At 66.0% G+C, this 15,173-nt stretch carries 17 protein-coding genes, 2 tRNA genes and 1 pseudogene; 6 read left to right on the top strand and 14 right to left on the bottom strand.

Features of this window, described 5'->3' with window-relative positions; all coding sequences use genetic code 11:
• Positions 1-34: 34 nt before the first annotated feature.
• The 6 genes from C8N44_RS10430 to C8N44_RS23825 form a co-directional block, all read right to left on the bottom strand.
• Positions 35-1,216 carry a phage major capsid protein gene (locus C8N44_RS10430; protein WP_107976309.1) on the bottom strand — a complete coding sequence of 394 codons (1,182 nt, stop codon included), beginning with the start codon at positions 1,214-1,216 and terminating at the stop codon, positions 35-37.
• A 31-nt stretch (positions 1,217-1,247) separates the two neighbouring features.
• On the bottom strand, positions 1,248-1,793 hold the full coding sequence (locus C8N44_RS10425) for an HK97 family phage prohead protease (protein ID WP_107976189.1): 546 nt from the start codon (positions 1,791-1,793) through the stop codon (positions 1,248-1,250).
• Between the two features lie 23 nt (positions 1,794-1,816).
• Positions 1,817-2,062, bottom strand: coding sequence for a GTA head formation protein, RCAP_rcc01685 family (locus tag C8N44_RS10420; RefSeq protein ID WP_107976187.1), 246 nt, complete (start codon positions 2,060-2,062; stop codon positions 1,817-1,819).
• Positions 2,037-3,236, bottom strand: coding sequence for a phage portal protein (locus tag C8N44_RS10415; RefSeq protein WP_107976185.1), 1,200 nt, complete (start codon positions 3,234-3,236; stop codon positions 2,037-2,039). The genes C8N44_RS10420 and C8N44_RS10415 overlap by 26 nt, the downstream gene beginning before the upstream one ends.
• Before the next feature lie 136 nt (positions 3,237-3,372).
• A complete protein-coding gene (locus tag C8N44_RS10410) occupies positions 3,373-4,689 on the bottom strand; it encodes a DNA-packaging protein (protein ID WP_373282705.1) in 1,317 nt (438 codons plus the stop codon).
• Positions 4,643-4,993: a hypothetical protein gene (locus tag C8N44_RS23825; protein ID WP_244641061.1), complete on the bottom strand. Its 351-nt coding sequence runs from the start codon at positions 4,991-4,993 to the stop codon at positions 4,643-4,645. The genes C8N44_RS10410 and C8N44_RS23825 overlap by 47 nt, the downstream gene beginning before the upstream one ends.
• A 280-nt stretch (positions 4,994-5,273) precedes the next feature.
• Here C8N44_RS23825 and C8N44_RS10405 point away from each other — a divergent pair, with 280 nt between their 5' ends.
• The 5 genes and pseudogenes from C8N44_RS10405 (at position 5,274) to C8N44_RS10385 (ending at position 8,306) form a co-directional block, all read left to right on the top strand.
• Positions 5,274-6,461 (top strand): pyridoxal phosphate-dependent aminotransferase, encoded by a 1,188-nt coding sequence (locus C8N44_RS10405; RefSeq protein ID WP_107976181.1) that lies wholly within the window; start codon positions 5,274-5,276, stop codon positions 6,459-6,461.
• A complete protein-coding gene (locus C8N44_RS10400; RefSeq protein WP_107976179.1) occupies positions 6,451-7,284 on the top strand; it encodes an isocitrate lyase/PEP mutase family protein in 834 nt (277 codons plus the stop codon). The genes C8N44_RS10405 and C8N44_RS10400 overlap by 11 nt, the downstream gene beginning before the upstream one ends.
• Positions 7,281-7,517: pseudogene (locus C8N44_RS10395) on the top strand (TfoX/Sxy family protein); the annotation flags it as partial. The gene C8N44_RS10400 and the pseudogene C8N44_RS10395, both read left to right, overlap by 4 nt.
• A 162-nt stretch (positions 7,518-7,679) precedes the next feature.
• Positions 7,680-7,859, top strand: coding sequence for a YqaE/Pmp3 family membrane protein (locus C8N44_RS10390; protein WP_107976175.1), 180 nt, complete (start codon positions 7,680-7,682; stop codon positions 7,857-7,859).
• Between the two features lie 3 nt (positions 7,860-7,862).
• Complete coding sequence (locus tag C8N44_RS10385) at positions 7,863-8,306, top strand: DUF4112 domain-containing protein (protein WP_107976173.1); 444 nt, start codon at positions 7,863-7,865, stop codon at positions 8,304-8,306.
• A gap of 1 nt (position 8,307) precedes the next feature.
• Here the strand turns inward: C8N44_RS10385 and C8N44_RS10380 are convergent, their stop codons facing one another.
• The 6 genes from C8N44_RS10380 to C8N44_RS10355 form a co-directional block, all read right to left on the bottom strand.
• Complete coding sequence (locus tag C8N44_RS10380; protein WP_107976171.1) at positions 8,308-8,847, bottom strand: NUDIX hydrolase; 540 nt, start codon at positions 8,845-8,847, stop codon at positions 8,308-8,310.
• 40 nt (positions 8,848-8,887) lie between these two features.
• Positions 8,888-9,310, bottom strand: coding sequence for a nucleoside-diphosphate kinase (ndk, locus tag C8N44_RS10375; RefSeq protein ID WP_107976169.1), 423 nt, complete (start codon positions 9,308-9,310; stop codon positions 8,888-8,890).
• Positions 9,311-9,436: 126 nt separating this feature from the next.
• Entirely contained in the window at positions 9,437-10,645 is a 1,209-nt protein-coding gene (locus C8N44_RS10370) for a beta-ketoacyl-[acyl-carrier-protein] synthase family protein (RefSeq protein ID WP_107976167.1), read from the bottom strand.
• Complete coding sequence (locus C8N44_RS10365; RefSeq protein ID WP_107976165.1) at positions 10,642-10,902, bottom strand: acyl carrier protein; 261 nt, start codon at positions 10,900-10,902, stop codon at positions 10,642-10,644. The genes C8N44_RS10370 and C8N44_RS10365 overlap by 4 nt, the downstream gene beginning before the upstream one ends.
• Positions 10,903-10,938: 36 nt before the next feature.
• Complete coding sequence (gene lpxD, locus C8N44_RS10360) at positions 10,939-12,030, bottom strand: UDP-3-O-(3-hydroxymyristoyl)glucosamine N-acyltransferase (RefSeq protein WP_107976163.1); 1,092 nt, start codon at positions 12,028-12,030, stop codon at positions 10,939-10,941.
• 57 nt (positions 12,031-12,087) lie between these two features.
• The gene (locus C8N44_RS10355; RefSeq protein WP_107976161.1) at positions 12,088-13,722 is read right to left on the bottom strand and encodes a L,D-transpeptidase family protein; all 1,635 of its coding nucleotides are present in this window, start codon (positions 13,720-13,722) and stop codon (positions 12,088-12,090) included.
• Positions 13,723-14,049: 327 nt separating this feature from the next.
• On the opposite strand from C8N44_RS10355, the gene mepK reads away from it, so the two are divergent.
• The gene (gene mepK, locus C8N44_RS10350) at positions 14,050-14,619 is read left to right on the top strand and encodes a peptidoglycan L,D-endopeptidase MepK (protein ID WP_170121078.1); all 570 of its coding nucleotides are present in this window, start codon (positions 14,050-14,052) and stop codon (positions 14,617-14,619) included.
• Positions 14,620-14,764: 145 nt separating this feature from the next.
• Here the strand turns inward: mepK and C8N44_RS10345 are convergent.
• A tRNA-Asp gene (locus tag C8N44_RS10345) sits at positions 14,765-14,841 on the bottom strand.
• A 35-nt stretch (positions 14,842-14,876) separates the two neighbouring features.
• Positions 14,877-14,953, bottom strand: a tRNA-Asp gene (locus tag C8N44_RS10340).
• Positions 14,954-15,173 lie beyond the last annotated feature (220 nt).

The following is a 15,173-nucleotide window of genomic DNA, read 5'->3' as shown; positions in this document are numbered from 1 at the left end:
GGCCTCCGTCGAAGACCCTCCCGACGGCTCAGCTTCAGCTCACCGCGCAGCGCAGCAGCTTGATCGCGGCGAAATCGGTCACGTCGCCGCCGACACGCTTGGTGGCATAGAAGAGCACGTGCGGCTTGGCGCTGAACGGGTCCCGCAGGACGCGCAGATCCGGCCGCTCGGCGATGGTGTAGCCCGCCCCGAAATCGCCGAATGCGATCGGGTACGTTCCCGCGTCGATGTCCGGCATCTGCTCCGAGATCAGCACCGGGTAGCCCAGAAGACGGGCCGGCTCGGCCGCGGCAAGGCCGTCGGACCAGAGATGGCGCCCGTCGTTGTCCTTGAGCTTGCGCAGCTCGCCTGCCGTGCGGGAATTCAGCACGAAGGTGGCCTTGGCCCGGTACTGCGCGCCCAGCGAATACACCAGGTCGATCAGCGTATCGCCGCTGCCGATGGTGTCGGCGATGCCGGTGGGCACGTAGCCGATATTGCCCCAGGTCCAGACCTCATTGTCCACGGTGGCATGGTTCAGGAAGCCGCGCGGCTTGTCCTGCCCGTCACCCGACACGAAGGCCACCGCCTCGGCACGGGCGAACTTGTCGGCGATGCGCCCGGCCAGCCAGGCCTCGACGTCAAACGCCGTGTCGTCCAGCAGGCGTTGCGAGATCTTCGGCAGCGCGTTCAGCTCGTAAAGCGGGATCGAGATCCGCTCGACGGTCGGCGTGCCGGTCTCGGCGGTCGCATCGGTTTCGTTCGCCCATCCGGCACTTGCGTCGTTGCGGTCGATCAGCACGTCGAAGCTGCCCGCCTCGACGTTCACGATGCTCGCCACGCTGCGGATCGAGGCCGTGCTCGCAAGCGTCGAGCGGATCGTCTCGGCGGTCTGCGGATCGACAAGATAACCGCCGTCCGAGTTGATCGCCGTGGACATCGCCTTGCTTTCGAGTTCGAGCCCGCGCAGCCCGTCATCCTCGCCACTGCGAAGGTAGGCGTCGAAGGCCTTCTGATGCGGCGCGTCGGGTTCGGCCGCGGTGGACAGCGCCGGGCGCGCGTGATGGGCGGTCTTGTGATCCAGCATGGTCAGTCGCTCTTCCTGTTTCTGAAGCTTGCCCTGCAGGTCTGCCTGCATGGCCTTGAAGTCCCCGATCAGCCCCGCCATCGCGGCGCTCACCCGGGCGGCCGGGGACAGATCCTCCCCGGTCCGAGACGAGGTCCCGGTCGTGCTCATGGCAAAATTCCCCATGTCGATGGGCGGCGCGTCAGCTGTCCGCCAGGTTGCGGCGCGCGTCCTCGAGGACACTCGCCAGGTCGCGCAGCATGACTTCCTCGGGCGCGTCGCCCTTGGCCGCCACGCGCGCACTGGGCAGCATCGGGAAGGTCACCAGCGACACTTCCCAGAGCTCCAGTTCCGTCAGGACGCGGTGACCCGCCTCCGATTTGCGTGATTTCACAGTGCGGTAACCAATCGACAGGCCGTCGATGGCCCCTGCCTCGATCAGCGCCTTCGCCTCGCGGGCGCGGCTCACGTCTTCAAGCAGCCGCCCCTTGACGAAAAGCCCGCGACCGTCCTCGCGGACCTCCTCCCAGATGCCGATGGGCTGGGCCGGGTCGTGCTGCCAGAGCATCTTGACCGACCGCCCCTCGGACTGAAGCCGCTGAAGGCTGCGCGCATAGGCGCCCTGCGCCACCACGTCGCCACCCTGGTCGCACGCCCCGAAAAGCGAGGCGTATCCCTCGATCCGGTGCCCCTCGGCCACCGTCACCTCCGCCTCGAAGCGGCAGAATTTCATTTCGAGATCCAGCATCCGTTCCCTTTCTTTCCCGCCACTCAGGGCGCAGCCTGCAGCAGCCCTTGAAAGGCCTGGGCCAGGATCACCCCGACCACGCCGTAGACCGTCAGCCAGAGCCGCTTTTCAAGCCGCTCCATGATCATCTCGAGCCGGTCCAGCCGGGCGTTCAGCGCCTCGAACTGAAGCTTGCTGACCCGCTCATGCGCTTCCAGCCGCATCCCGGGCGCGCAGGCGAATGGCTCGTATTTCACTCGTCCATCAGGCACTTGAGGCCCCACCTTCATCTAGCGGAGGAAGCCCGAGCATATCCCGCTTCTCGGCTGTGGTCAGGAAATCGGCCTGCGCCACGCGCGCCCATTGCGCGTCGCGTTCGGAGGCGAGCGCCGGCACCCTGTCGGGGTCGGGGACAAGCGAAACTTCCTCGCCGGCGAACTGCGCCAGCCAACGTCCCAGCGCCGCCGCCACACGGCCGGCGAGCGGCAGAACCGTCAGGCGATAGAAGGCGCGGTGCGCTTCCTGATAGTTGGCGTAGGTCGCCTCGCCGGGGATCCCCAGCAGCATCGGCGGAATGCCGAAGGCTACCGCGATCTCTCGTGCCGCCGCCTCCTTGGTCTTCTGGAACTCCATGTCCGAAGGCGAAAAGCCCATCGGCTTCCAGTCCAGACCGCCTTCAAGCAACATCGGCCGTCCGGCGTTCCGGGCGCCCTGGTGATGCGCCTCCATCTCGGCGACGAGGCGTTCATACTGGTCAGGCGCCAGGCTGCTCTGCCCGTCCGGGCCCTTCCAGATGATGGCACCCGACGGGCGCGCCGCGTTATCCAAAAGCCCCTTGGACCAACGACTTGCGGCGTTGTGCACATCCACTGCCTGAGCCGCAGACTGCAGCGGACTCAGCCCGTAATGATCGTCCTGGGGGTGGAAATTCCGGACGTGCAGGATCGGTGAGACCGGCCCGGTCGCGTCGAACCTGTGCTTGCGTCCACCAACCGCGTATTCGTAGCCCACGGGCCAGCCATCGCTGCCAGGGATCACCCGCATCCGGTCGGACCGCAGCACATGCAGTTCAAGCGGCACGGCCCCGCTGCCCGTCACAGCCTCGACGTAGCCGTCACCCGACAGCAGCAGCTGCCCGTAAAGCGCCTCCAGCAGCTCGGCCCGCCCCTGTGCCGGATTCGGGGCCGTGACCAGTTGCAGGATCGGATGATCGGCATAGCGCGCCGAGGCATCCTGCAAAATCAGCGGCAGCGCCGCGGCGGCTTCCGCGATCAGCTTGACCGCGCGAAAGCCCACCGGATTGCCCGCGAAGGCCTGCTTGGTCAGCGAAGCCGTGTCGCGCGGCGACCAGGCGATCCGCCCCGAGGTCACATGCGCCACCAGCGGTCCGGTGGCCGAGGCTTTTGCGGCCGGTGCCGCCTGGGGTTCCGACCGGCCCCGACCTGCGAGAAACTGCAATACCATCGCGCCGCGCTCCTTTCCGATTTCCGTCGGCGGGGCCTTGTGTGCCCCGCGGCTTGGAAAGAAACCTAGACCGAAGGATTTAACGGCCCTCGACGCCACCGAACGGTGCCGCGCCTCAGCGCAACACCATTGGGAATCAAAGGCTTCTGACCCGCGGCGGAGCCTTTGCACCAAGCATCAACTCGCTCAGCGCCCAGACCAGCGCATCGACGCGGTCAGGGCTCCCGCCGCCCTCGAACCCCTCGGGCGTCATCAGGCACATCTGTGCCTCGAGCGCCTCCATCCCTGCGACATGCGCCACGCGGCCCTGCTCGTAGAGCGCCGCCACCGGCTCGGCCCGCGCGGCCTTGCTGCGGCTCGCATGCACCGCCGTCACGGGCAGCATCGGGTCCACCTGCGCCAGCACCGTCTTCACCATGGCGCCACCCTGATTCACCTCGGCCACGACGCGGTCGGCCTTCCAGCGGTCGTAGGACTGCGCCGCGGCCTTGGCCCAGCCGAGCGGCGAGGCGCCCTGCACGCTCGCGTCCTCAAGCACCACGGCGCGCCACTCCTCGGGCGGTCCGGACCGCACCACACCGGCCACGACGATCCCGCAGGCATCGGAACCCGCGCCGGCACCGGCCGGCGGGTCGACAGCCACGACGATCCGGTCGAACTCCGGCAGCCGCCCCGCCCGACAGGCATCCAGCATCTCCCGCGACCAGAGCGCGCCGTCCGCTTCGTCCAGCAGCACCCCATCCAGTTCCTGCAATCCCAACCGAGAGCCCGCATAGCGCGCACGCACCTCGGCCAGGAAAGCCTCCGCAAGGTAGGCCCGGTTCGCCTCGGTGGGCGCTCGGGTCACAACCGTCGACGGCAGATCGAGCAAACGTTTCAGGACTGCCACGTTGCGCGGCGTCGTGGTTGCGCAGACCCTCGGATCGTCACCAAGGCGAAGCCCGAATTGCAGCATGTCCCAGGTCGCCTGCGCGTTGCGCCACTTCGCCAGCTCGTCCACCCAGGCGCCATCGAACTGCGGCCCGCGCAGCGCCTCGGGGTCATGCGCCGAAAACGCCATGGCCTCGGCCCCGTTGGGCCAGACAAGACAACGGCGCGTCGCGTTCCAGCTCGGCCGCCGGTCCGGCGGCGAACAGTTGAGGATGCCGCTGTCGCCGAAGACCATCACCTCGCGCACCTGGTCTATGGTCTCGCCCACCAGCGCCAGCCGCCGCGCGCGCCCTGCATCGAGGGGCCGCGGCCCTTCGACCATGGAGCGCACCCATTCGGCCCCGGCCCGGGTCTTGCCCGCCCCACGTCCGCCCAGGATCGCCCAGCAGCGCCAGTCGCCCTCAGGCGGCAACTGGTGCGGGTGCGCCCAGAAATCGAAAAGAAAGGGGAGCGCAAGGCGCTCCCCCTCCGTCAGTTCACTCAGGAAGCTCTCCTTCACCGCAGCACCGGCGGATCCGATCAAGCCGGCACCCGATATCAGCCCGCGCCCGGTCGAGGTCGAGCCCGTATGCCCCCGAGATCCCGGCTCTTTTCCTTCTCTGTTCTGCAAGTTGAGCCTCCGTTTCATTTGCGGCCTTCAGCCAGTAGCGCAGGTGGCCCAGCAGCTTGCCGGCCTCCTGCGAGTCCTTCAGGTCGCCCTCGCGAACGCGGGCGCGTAGATCACGCAATTCCTGGCTCAGTTCCCGCAGCGTTTCCGCGATTTCGTCGCGTTGTTCTTCAAGGCGTGCGGTCTCGTCCCGGACCAGGATCAGTACGTCGTTTTCCATTGCTCGATACCCTTCTTGCCTGTGCGACTTCCCCGCTCAGACATGCGAACGAAAAACGCGGCCATGGATCTCGCCATGGCCGCGTGCCTCAATTCGTCCAGCATGTCGGGAAACCTACGCCCGACCGCGCGTTCGGTCAAATCAGGGACCGTCCGTAACAGGCTGACTTCATTTACCTTTACGCGTCCGAAACCTGAAAGGATGCGGCGATGAAACCCGTGTTCACTTGCCGGGGGTCCACCGCTCTGGCATCACTCCGGTGTCAAAGAAGGACCTCTCCATGCCACAACTCTCGGACCGCATCACCACGCTGAACAAGGGCGGCTCGGACGGCTGGGAGGTCTTCTACCGCGCCCGGCAGATGGTCGCCGAGGGCAAGGACGTGATCGAGCTGACCATCGGCGAGCACGACATCGGCACCGACGCGGCAATCCTTGTGGCGATGCACACCGCCGCGCTGAACGGCGCCACCGGCTATGCCATGGTGCCCGGCATCGCCCCGCTGCGAGAAGCGCTTGCCGAACGCGTTGCCGCCCGTACCGGCGTGCCAACCACAGCCGACAACATCATCGTGACGGCGGGCGGGCAGCCCGGGCTTCTCGCGACGCATCTGGCCACGGGTGATCCCGGCGACGCGGCGCTCTACGTCGATCCCTACTACGCCACATACCCAGGGACGATGCGCGCGGCCTCGCGCCCACCTGTCGCCGTGGAGACCAGCGCCGAAGCCGCGTTCCTACCCGACGCGGCAAAGATCGACCGTCTCGCAGTGGAAAGCGGTGCGAAAAGCGTGCTCATCAACACGCCCAACAATCCCACCGGCACGGTCTATCCAGGCGACACGCTCGACGCGATTGCCCGGGTGACGCAGGACCGGGATCTCTGGCTCATTTCCGACGAGGTTTACGATACGCAGATCTGGGAAGGCGATCACCGGAGCCCCCGCGCCCTTCCCGGCATGGCAGACCGCACGATGGTCATCGGCTCCATGTCCAAAAGCCACGCCATGACGGGCTCGCGCGTGGGCTGGATCTGCGCTCCCGAGGCCGCGGTCGACGCGCTCATCGACCTGGCCACCGTGACCACCTACGGCGTCCCCGGCTACATCCAGCAGGCGGCACTCTTCGCCCTTCAGGAGGGCGATCTTCTCGAAACCGGCATCGCCACGCCGTTCCGCCGCCGCCGCGATCTCGCGCTCGCGGCGCTCAAAGGACAGACCGCGGTCGGCGTGATTCCCTCGCAGGGAGCCATGTACCTCATGCTCGACGTGCGCAGCACAGGTCTGTCGGGGCGCGACTTCGCCGAAGCGCTGCTCGACGCGCACCACATCGCGGTGATGCCGGGCGAAAGCTTCGGCACCTCGGCCGCCGGCCATATTCGCATTGCGCTCACCACCGAAGATGACCGCCTTGTCTCAGCGATCGAGACGCTCGTCGCCTTTGCCGGAACGTTCGCTCATGCAGCCTGATCCCGGCGCCGCCTTTCGCGCCCTGCACCGTCGCGGTGATCCTTTCATCCTCGCCAACGCCTGGGACATCGGAAGCGCCAGGATGCTTGCAGCCCTCGGCGCCCGCGCGATCGCCACCAGCTCCGCAGCCCACGCATTCACCCTCGGCCGTCCGGACATGGGCACTGTCACGCGCGACGAAGCACTCGCCCACGCCGAGAGCCTCGTCTCTGCTGTCGCCGTCCCTGTCTCGGGCGACTTCGAAAACGGCTTCGGCGAGGCACCGGACACCTGCGCCGAAACCGTGCGGCTCGCAGCCGAGGTCGGCCTCGCGGGCATCTCCATCGAGGACACCGCCCTTCCCGGCGCAACACCCTATGCCAGAAATCTCGCCGTGGAGCGCATCCGCGCCGCCGCAGCGGCCGCGCGGGCCCTGCCGCGTGATTTCGTGCTCTGCGCCCGCGCGGACGGGGTGATGAATGGCCAGTACGACCTGAACGAGGCCATCGCGCGCATCACGGGCTACGAAGAAGCCGGCGCCGACTGCGTCTACATTCCCCTGCCGCCGCATTTCGAGGATCTCGCCACGATCTGCAGCGCCACGTCCCTGCCTTTGAACGCGCTCGTCGCGGGGCCCTACACCTCACATGACCGCTCAGGCTTTGCCAGCGCAGGCGTCGCCCGCCTTTCCCTCGGCTCCGCGCTGGCCCGGGCGACGCATCGGCTTATCTACGACGCCGCGCACGAGATGTTCGGCGAGGGGCATTTCGACATCCTCTCGCACGGCATCTCCGGCGACAGGGTCGACGCGCTTCTCTCTGCCGGGGCCAAGGACAGAAAATGAGCACGCCGGTCTCCTCGATCGGCAATCTTGGTCCCGCGGTCGAGGCCGCCTGCACGCGCGCCGGCATTCCCGACGCCGAGACGCTGCGCACCCTCGGGGCCGACGAGGCTTACCGACGGATGCTCGCCACCGGCACGAAGCCCCACTTCATCGGCTACTACGTCGTGCATATGGCGCTTCAGGGGCGCCCCTGGAACGACTGCAAAGGCAAGGAAAAAGACGCTCTGAGAGAAGCTTAAGACGCGATTCTCAATGAATCCGAACCGCTGCCGCAGGGCTTTCCGCCGCCCCTTGCGCGCTTTCTGCGCGAGATCGGCCTGCTGCGATAAGGGAACCAGCGAGAGCGCAGCGTGTTGCTTTGGCAAGACTGACACATGTCACCAAGGAGAACCCCCGTGGACCTTATCCGCATCATCCTCGCGATCATCCTGCCGCCGCTGGGCGTCTTCTTCCAGGTCGGCATCGGCAAACATTTCTGGATCAATATCCTGCTGACGCTTCTGGGCTACATCCCCGGCATCGTGCATGCCATCTGGATCATTGCACGCGTCGGCCCCGACAGCCGCACGGCCTGATCGATGGCGCTGCATCCCGATTTCGAGCACGTGGAGCGGGCGGAAAAAGTCGCCCGCATCATGGACAATGCCTTTCGCGTGCCGGGGACCAGGATCACGCTGGGCTGGGATGCGATCATCGGCCTGGTGCCCGGCGTCGGCGACGCTCTGGCGCTCGCACCTTCGCTCGTGGTGCTGGACGGCGCGCGCAAGACCGGGGCTTCGCAAGCCCTGATGGGTCGCATGATCATGAACCTCGGGATCGACTGGGTCGTGGGCCTTGTGCCGCTGATCGGCGATGTGCTTGACGTTGGCTACAAGGCCAACCTTCGCAACGCGGCTCTGCTTCGAGCCCATGTCGAAGCGCGTCATCGGGATGGAGGGAACAATGTTCCGGGGAGAGCCCCCTTCGCCCACAACGGCGCCAGCGCCTCGCCGGGTGATCGCCCGGCGATGGCCCCGCGCTAGCTCAGATCAGGTGGCGGCGGGCAAAGGCCCAAGCCGCCGCCGAATGCACGATACCGAACTCGCCCCGATCCAGAGCCGCATCGAGTTCCTCGACACTCCGGGTCTCGACCGACATCTCTTCGAGATCGCCCGCATCAGGGTCGCGCTCCCATTGGCATTCCTTCGACAGGAAGAAATGGCCCTCGCTGCCCCGCTGGTTGCCGTTGTCGACGTAGCGACCCAGTGAGATCAGCTCATCGCAGCGATGCCCCGTTTCTTCCATGAGTTCACGGCGCGCGGCGTCATCCGGCTGCTCCCCTTCGTCAACGAAGCCCGCGGGAAAGCTCAGCACGACTTTACCCGCGCCATGTTTGTAGCTGCGAATGACGAGGATGCGTCCATCTTCCAGGACCGGCACGATCAGCGCGAAGCTGTTCAGATGCACCTGGTAGAAGTCATCGACGGTCCTGCCGTCAGGTAGCGCGACCGCCTGTTGCACGACGCGCACGTAGGGCGCCGCTTCGAAGACCGTCTCTTCTTTCAGTATTTTCCACGGATCCATGAAATAAGAAGGGCCGCCCCATCGGGCGGCCCCTTTATTCTCAGCCGACGATCTCGAGGCCGGAGAAGTAGAAGGAAATCTCTTCCGCCGCGGTCTCGGGGGCGTCGGATCCGTGGACCGAGTTCTCGCCGACGGATTCGGCGAACTCGGCGCGGATGGTGCCGGGCGCCGCGTCGGCGGGGTTGGTCGCGCCCATCACTTCGCGGTTCTTCGCGATGGCGCCTTCACCTTCGAGCACCTGAACGACAACCGGCGCCGACGCCATGAACTCGCAGAGTTCGTCGTAGAACGGGCGCTCCTTATGCACGGCGTAGAACTCGCCCGCCTGTGCCTTGGTGAGCTGGATGCGCTTCTGCGCGATGATGCGCAGGCCGGCTTCCTCGAATTTCGCGTTGATCTTGCCGGTCAGGTTGCGGCGCGTCGCATCGGGCTTGATGATGGAGAGGGTGCGTTCGGTCGCCATGTGGTTCGTTTCCCGTGTTCGCCGGTGGGCCCCTGCCCGCCGGACTGCCTATTGATTGCGCGCGGCGATACCACGCACGGTTTCGATTGGAAAGCCCTCGCCGGCCCCGGAAAGCCCCTTGCGCGGTCAGACGCGCTTGAGCGCCAGCACCGCGTTCAAGCCGCCGAAGGCAAATGCGTTCGACAGCGCGACGTCGACCCGCGCCTCGCGCGCCTCGTTGGGCACCACGTCCAGCGCACACTCGGGGTCGAATTCCTCGTAGCCGATGGTCGGCGCGATCACGCTGTCGCGCAGCGCCATGATGCAGGCCAAGAGCTCCACCGCCCCGGTGCCACCGATCAGGTGACCGTGCATCGACTTGGTGGACGAGATCATCAGGTCGTCGGCATGGGTCCCGAAGACATCCGCCACGGCTGCGCATTCGGTCTTGTCGTTGGCGGCCGTCCCGGTGCCATGCGCGTTGATGTAGCCCACGGCCTCCTTCGGGAGCTTGGCATCCGCCAGCGCCCCCTCCATGGCCCGCGCCGCGCCCTGCGCCGAGGGCATCACGATGTCCGAAGCGTCCGAGGTCATGGCAAAGCCCGCGACCTCGGCCAGGATCTCGGCCCCCCGCGCCTTTGCGTGCTCGTATTCCTCGAAGACGAAGACACCCGCGCCCTCGCCCTGCACCATTCCGTTGCGCGTCGCGCTGAAGGGCCGGCAGCCGTCCTTCGACATGACCCGCAGCCCTTCCCAGGCCTTGATCCCGCCAAAGCACAGCATGGATTCCGACCCGCCAGTCACCATGGCCTCGGACATGCCAAGCCGCACCATCTGGAAGGCCTGCGCCATGGCGTGGTTCGAGCTCGCGCAGGCGGTCGACACCGTGAAGGACGGGCCCTTCAGGTTATAGGCCATGGAAACATGGCTCGCCGCGGCATTGTTCATGAGCTTGGGCACGACGAAGGGATGAACGCGGTTTTTACCCTCCTCGTAGACGGTTCGGTAGTTCTCGTCCCAGGTGTGCACGCCACCCCCGGCGGTACCCAGCACGACACCGGCCCGCGCGGCCAACTCGCCGCGGAACTCCAGCCCCGACTGGGCGATGGCCTCGCGGGCCGCCGTCAGCGTGAACTGGGTGAACCGGTCGTAGAGCGCCATTTGCTGGCGGTTGAACATCGCCTCGGGCTCGAAGCCCTTGACCTGTCCACCGATCCGCACACCCAGCCGGTCGAGATCGCGCGTCTCGACCTCGGCGATGCCGCAGCGTCCCTCGCGCATGGCCTCGAGCGTTTCGGGCACGGTCTTGCCGATGGCGTTGATCGTGCCCGCCCCGGTAATGACGACGCGCTTCACGACTTCTGCTCGGCGATCAGCTTTTCGATGCCGGCGACGATGCGGCCGACCGACGAGATGTCGAAGTCGGATTCAGACGGGTCATTGGCGTTGAACGGAATCGAGATGTCGAAAGCCTCCTCGATCGCGAAGATGGATTCCACCAGCCCGAGACTGTCGATCCCGAGGTCCTCGGGCGTGCTCTCCATCGTCACGTCGGACGTCTCCAGCATGGCCTGCTCGGCAATGATCTCGATCACCTTGTCGCGGACGGTCATGTTTCGGGCCCCGGTATCTGTCGAATTGTGCACCGCTTAGTCATTCCCGGTGAGCTTGGAAACCGCTTTCTTGAGCTCGGCCACGTCCCGGAAAAGGCGCGGCAAACGGCGGATGCCCTTGTAGCTCTCGACGTGGGCATCCATTTTCATCGCCGGGTAGCCCAGTACCGCGCGGCCTGCCGGAACGTTGGACAAGATGACACTGGCGCCCCCGGCAATCACGTTGTCGCCGATGGTGATATTGTCGCTGACCCCCACCTGCCCGGCAAGCACGACCGAGTTTCCGATCGTGATCGACCCGGCCAGGCCGGCGCAACCGCACAGAAGACAATCCTTCCCGATCACGCAGTTATGACCGACCTGGACAAGGTTATCGACCTTGGTCCCATCGCCGATCACCGTATCGCGGATGGTGCCACGGTCGATGCAGGCGTTGGCCCCGACCTCGCAGTCGTCGCCCAGCGTCACAGCGCCCAGACTGTAGATCCGCGCCCACTGCTGCGAATGGCGCGCCGTCTCCCCGGAAATGTCCTTGCGGGCCACTTCCACATCCGATGCTTCGGGCGTGACAAAGGAGAAGCCGTCGCCGCCGATGACGGCGCCCGGCTGGCAGATGAAGCGCTTGCCGATGGTGACCCGCGCGCCGATCCGCGCGCCCGCATGGATCATGGCGCCCTCGCCGATCGTAACTTCGGCCCCGATATGCACCTGCGGTCCGATCACCGATCCAGCACCGATCTTCGCGCCCGCGTCGATCACGGCAAGCGGCCCCACGGCCACGTCCTCGGCAAGCTCGGCCGAAGGATCGATGACGGCGCTGGGGTGGCGCCCGGCGCCGTAGCCCGGCCCGGGATCCATCATTTGGCTCAGGTCGGCAAGCGCGTAGCGCGGGCGCGGCGACAGGATTGCTGCCTTCAGCCCAAAGCTTTCCCAATCCGCATCATGCCAGAGCATCGCGGCCCTGGCCTGCCCCTCGCCAAGACGCGCGGCATAGTCCGGCTTCATGGCAAGCGCGATCTCGTCGGGACCCGCCAGCGCGGGTTCCGCCACGCCGGTGACTTTCAGTCCGGTATCGCCCACGGGCGTCAACCCGAGGGCCTGTGCGATTTCGGCGATGGTATAGGCCATGGTCTCTCCCCGGTCTGGGGCGCCGCGACGGCGGCAGCGCCCGGTTGGGGGCGAGACTTAGCTGGCTCGACCCGTCAGCGCCACCCCTGCTGCCGCAAGTGCGTCCCACAACCGCGCATCGCGGCCATAGACGTCGCGGCGATACTGCACCGGACCCTTCGCCTGCGTGTAGGCGGTGCGATAGATCAGGTGCACCGGCACCTTCTGCTCGAGCGAGATCTTGCGCTCTCCCCCACCGCGCAGCGCGCGCTGGAAATCCCCGACGGGATCGGAGCTTTGACGGGCCAGCAGCGTGTAGGCGAACTCGTGCGGATCGCTCAGGCGGATGCAGCCGTGGCTGAAGGTGCGCACATCGCGATCAAAGAGGCTCTTGGACGGCGTGTCGTGCAGGTAGATCGCGTAGCGGTTGGGGAACATGAACTTCACCGTGCCAAGCGCATTGCCCGGTCCCGGCGGCTGCCGCATCGAGAACGGGAAGGACGAGGCACTGTACTGCGCAAAGCTCTGGTTCCGGCTCACCACGCGGCCCCGGCTGTCGACAACCTGGATGTGGCCCACGGCGCCAGGGTTCTGGCGCAGACGCGGCAGGTACTCGTTCACGATGATCGACCGCGGCACGTACCACGAAGGGTTCACCACCATGTGTTCCATCTCGTCCGAGAACTCGGGCGTCTGGCGGTCGCGGTCCTGGTGGCCGATGACTGACCGCGTGGCGAAGGTCAGCTTGCCATCGTCGATGATCTGCGCATGGAAATCCACGAGGTTCACCCGCACGTGGCGCTCCCCCGGCCCGCCCGGGAAATTCAGCCAGCGTTCGCGCTCCATCGCGACGATCACCGATTCCAGCCGCTCTTCGGCGCTGACGTTGATCTCGCTCAGCGTATTGCCGCCGGCGATCCCGTCGGTCTCGAGCCCGTGGGCCAACTGGAAGTCAATCACCGCGGCCTCGAGTGCGGCATCGTAATCCGCCGAAAGCGTCGGCTTCAGGTAGCCCATCGCGATCAAGCGGTCTCGCAGTTCGACCACTTCGCGCCCGCTGTCGCCCCGTTCGAGCCGCGCGTTCTGAAGGCTTGGCCCCCAACCGCCTCGTGAAATCAATCGCTCCAGCCGCATCTTCTCGCGCATGAGGCGGGCGTACTCGGGGCTCTGCGGCGCGAGTGTCCGGAACACGGCGCGCGGCTCCTCGTCAGTCAGCCTCGCCAGAAGTTCGGCATTGTCGCGCCGGGGCGGCTCGCGCTTGATCGCGCTGACCACCTCTCCGGGCTCGAGGATACCGGACTGGATGTCATGGGCGAACCGAAGGTAAAGCCGCGTGAGTTCGACCTCTAGAAGGCCACGCTCACGCTCGGTCCGTGCGTCAGACATCCTCCGCATCCAGGCTTTCGCATCGTAGCGCCCCTCCGGAAGACCATGCGCATGCGTCGTCGAGAAGGCCTCAAGGAGCGCCGCGCGCCGCGCCTGATCCTCGGCGCCCTCGCCCGTCCAGATCGGCGCGAAATCCCGCGCACGGTAAAAATCGGCCACACCGTCGCTGTCCGAAACCTGTTCCGCGACTGCTTGCTTGTAGGCAGTAAGTTGCAAAAGCGAGGTGCCCTCTGCCTTCGACATGACCGGCATGGCGGCCAGCAGCGCGGCGGCGAGACAACTTGCACGCATCAGGCGACCTGCCGTTACCCTTCTGTCATCGGTCATGCGAAATCCCTCTGAGATCCAATTTTTCAATACGACTCATACCTTTGGGGCGGTCGTGAACACTGTCTATTCACAATCGGGTAAGCGCCGGCCCGTCGCCTTACTCCGACATCGGGTGTTGCCGATAGGCAGCACCGCAACAGACTGTGCCATTTCAGCGAAATGCCGCCGAAATCGCTTGTCGGGTCCGTAAACCCCCACTTGTTCCTTTTCGGTTAACCCGATTCGTGACATAGAAGGTGGCACCTGGGGAGAACTGGCAGGGCGCGCACAACGATGCGCGCACACCGCAAGGCAACAACACGACGACGGGACAGGCGTTTCATCATGACCGACACCGCTTCAGGCAGCATTTCGCGGCGCGGACTTCTGCGTGCCTTCGCAGCAACCACCCTCGCTGCGGCACCAACGTACTCCAACGCGGCAGGGTTCCTCCGAGGGGGCGGCGATATTCGCCGGCTCCGCATGTATTCTGCGCGCACGGGCGAACGACTCGACATGATCTACTGGGTCGAGGGCCAGTACATCGCCGACGCCCTGAACGAGATCAATCACTTCATGCGCGATTGGCGCACCAATGACGTGAAGCAGATCGACGCCCGCACGGTCGACCTGATGGCCGCGGCGCACAACCTTCTCGACGTTTCCGAGCCCTACATGCTCATTTCCGGCTATCGGTGTCCGAAGACGAACGCGATGCTTCGCTCGCGCTCCAGCGGTGTGGCCAAGAACTCGCGCCATCTTCGCGGTCAGGCTGCGGATCTCCGTCTCGCCTCCCGCTCGGTCAACCAGATGGCGCGTGCGGCTCAATCCTGCAACGCCGGAGGCGTCGGACGCTACACCGGCTCCAACTTCGTGCACATGGATTGCGGACCGGTTCGCACCTGGGGAAGCTGACCACCGGACCATTACCAAGACACCACGTATCAATCTGCCAAGGGCGCCCTACAGGGGCGCCTTTTGCGTTTCATCGCCGAGCGAACGACAAGACCGCACAGATGGTTCCCCTGCGCCTCGCATCATTTTCGTATGTAAGGGAAAGTGGCGCGGTTGACGGGGCTCGAACCCGCGACCTCCGGCGTGACAGGCCGGCACTCTAACCAGCTGAGCTACAACCGCGCACAGCGCCGGAGCTTCGGAGTTCGGGGCAGTGGTGGCGCGGTTGACGGGGCTCGAACCCGCGACCTCCGGCGTGACAGGCCGGCACTCTAACCAACTGAGCTACAACCGCTCACTGCCGCCGAAGCCCTTGGCCTCTGGCGTGAGAGGCCTTTTAGGGATGCGCCGCAGGAGCGTCAAGCGTTTTGCCGGGCCCCTTTTGCCAATTTTTCGACCTGCCGCGACGTCGCCCACCCACCCCATCCCGAGACAGCAACAAAACATTGAACTTGAAAGGTTTTCCCAAGCGAAGAACGCACGCGCGGACCGCAGCACCCGGCTCCGGCAACGCA

This window comes from Allosediminivita pacifica, from assembly GCF_003054175.1.
In the GTDB taxonomy this organism is placed as follows: domain Bacteria; phylum Pseudomonadota; class Alphaproteobacteria; order Rhodobacterales; family Rhodobacteraceae; genus Allosediminivita; species Allosediminivita pacifica.
This window is presented reverse-complemented; position numbering and strand designations above follow the sequence as displayed.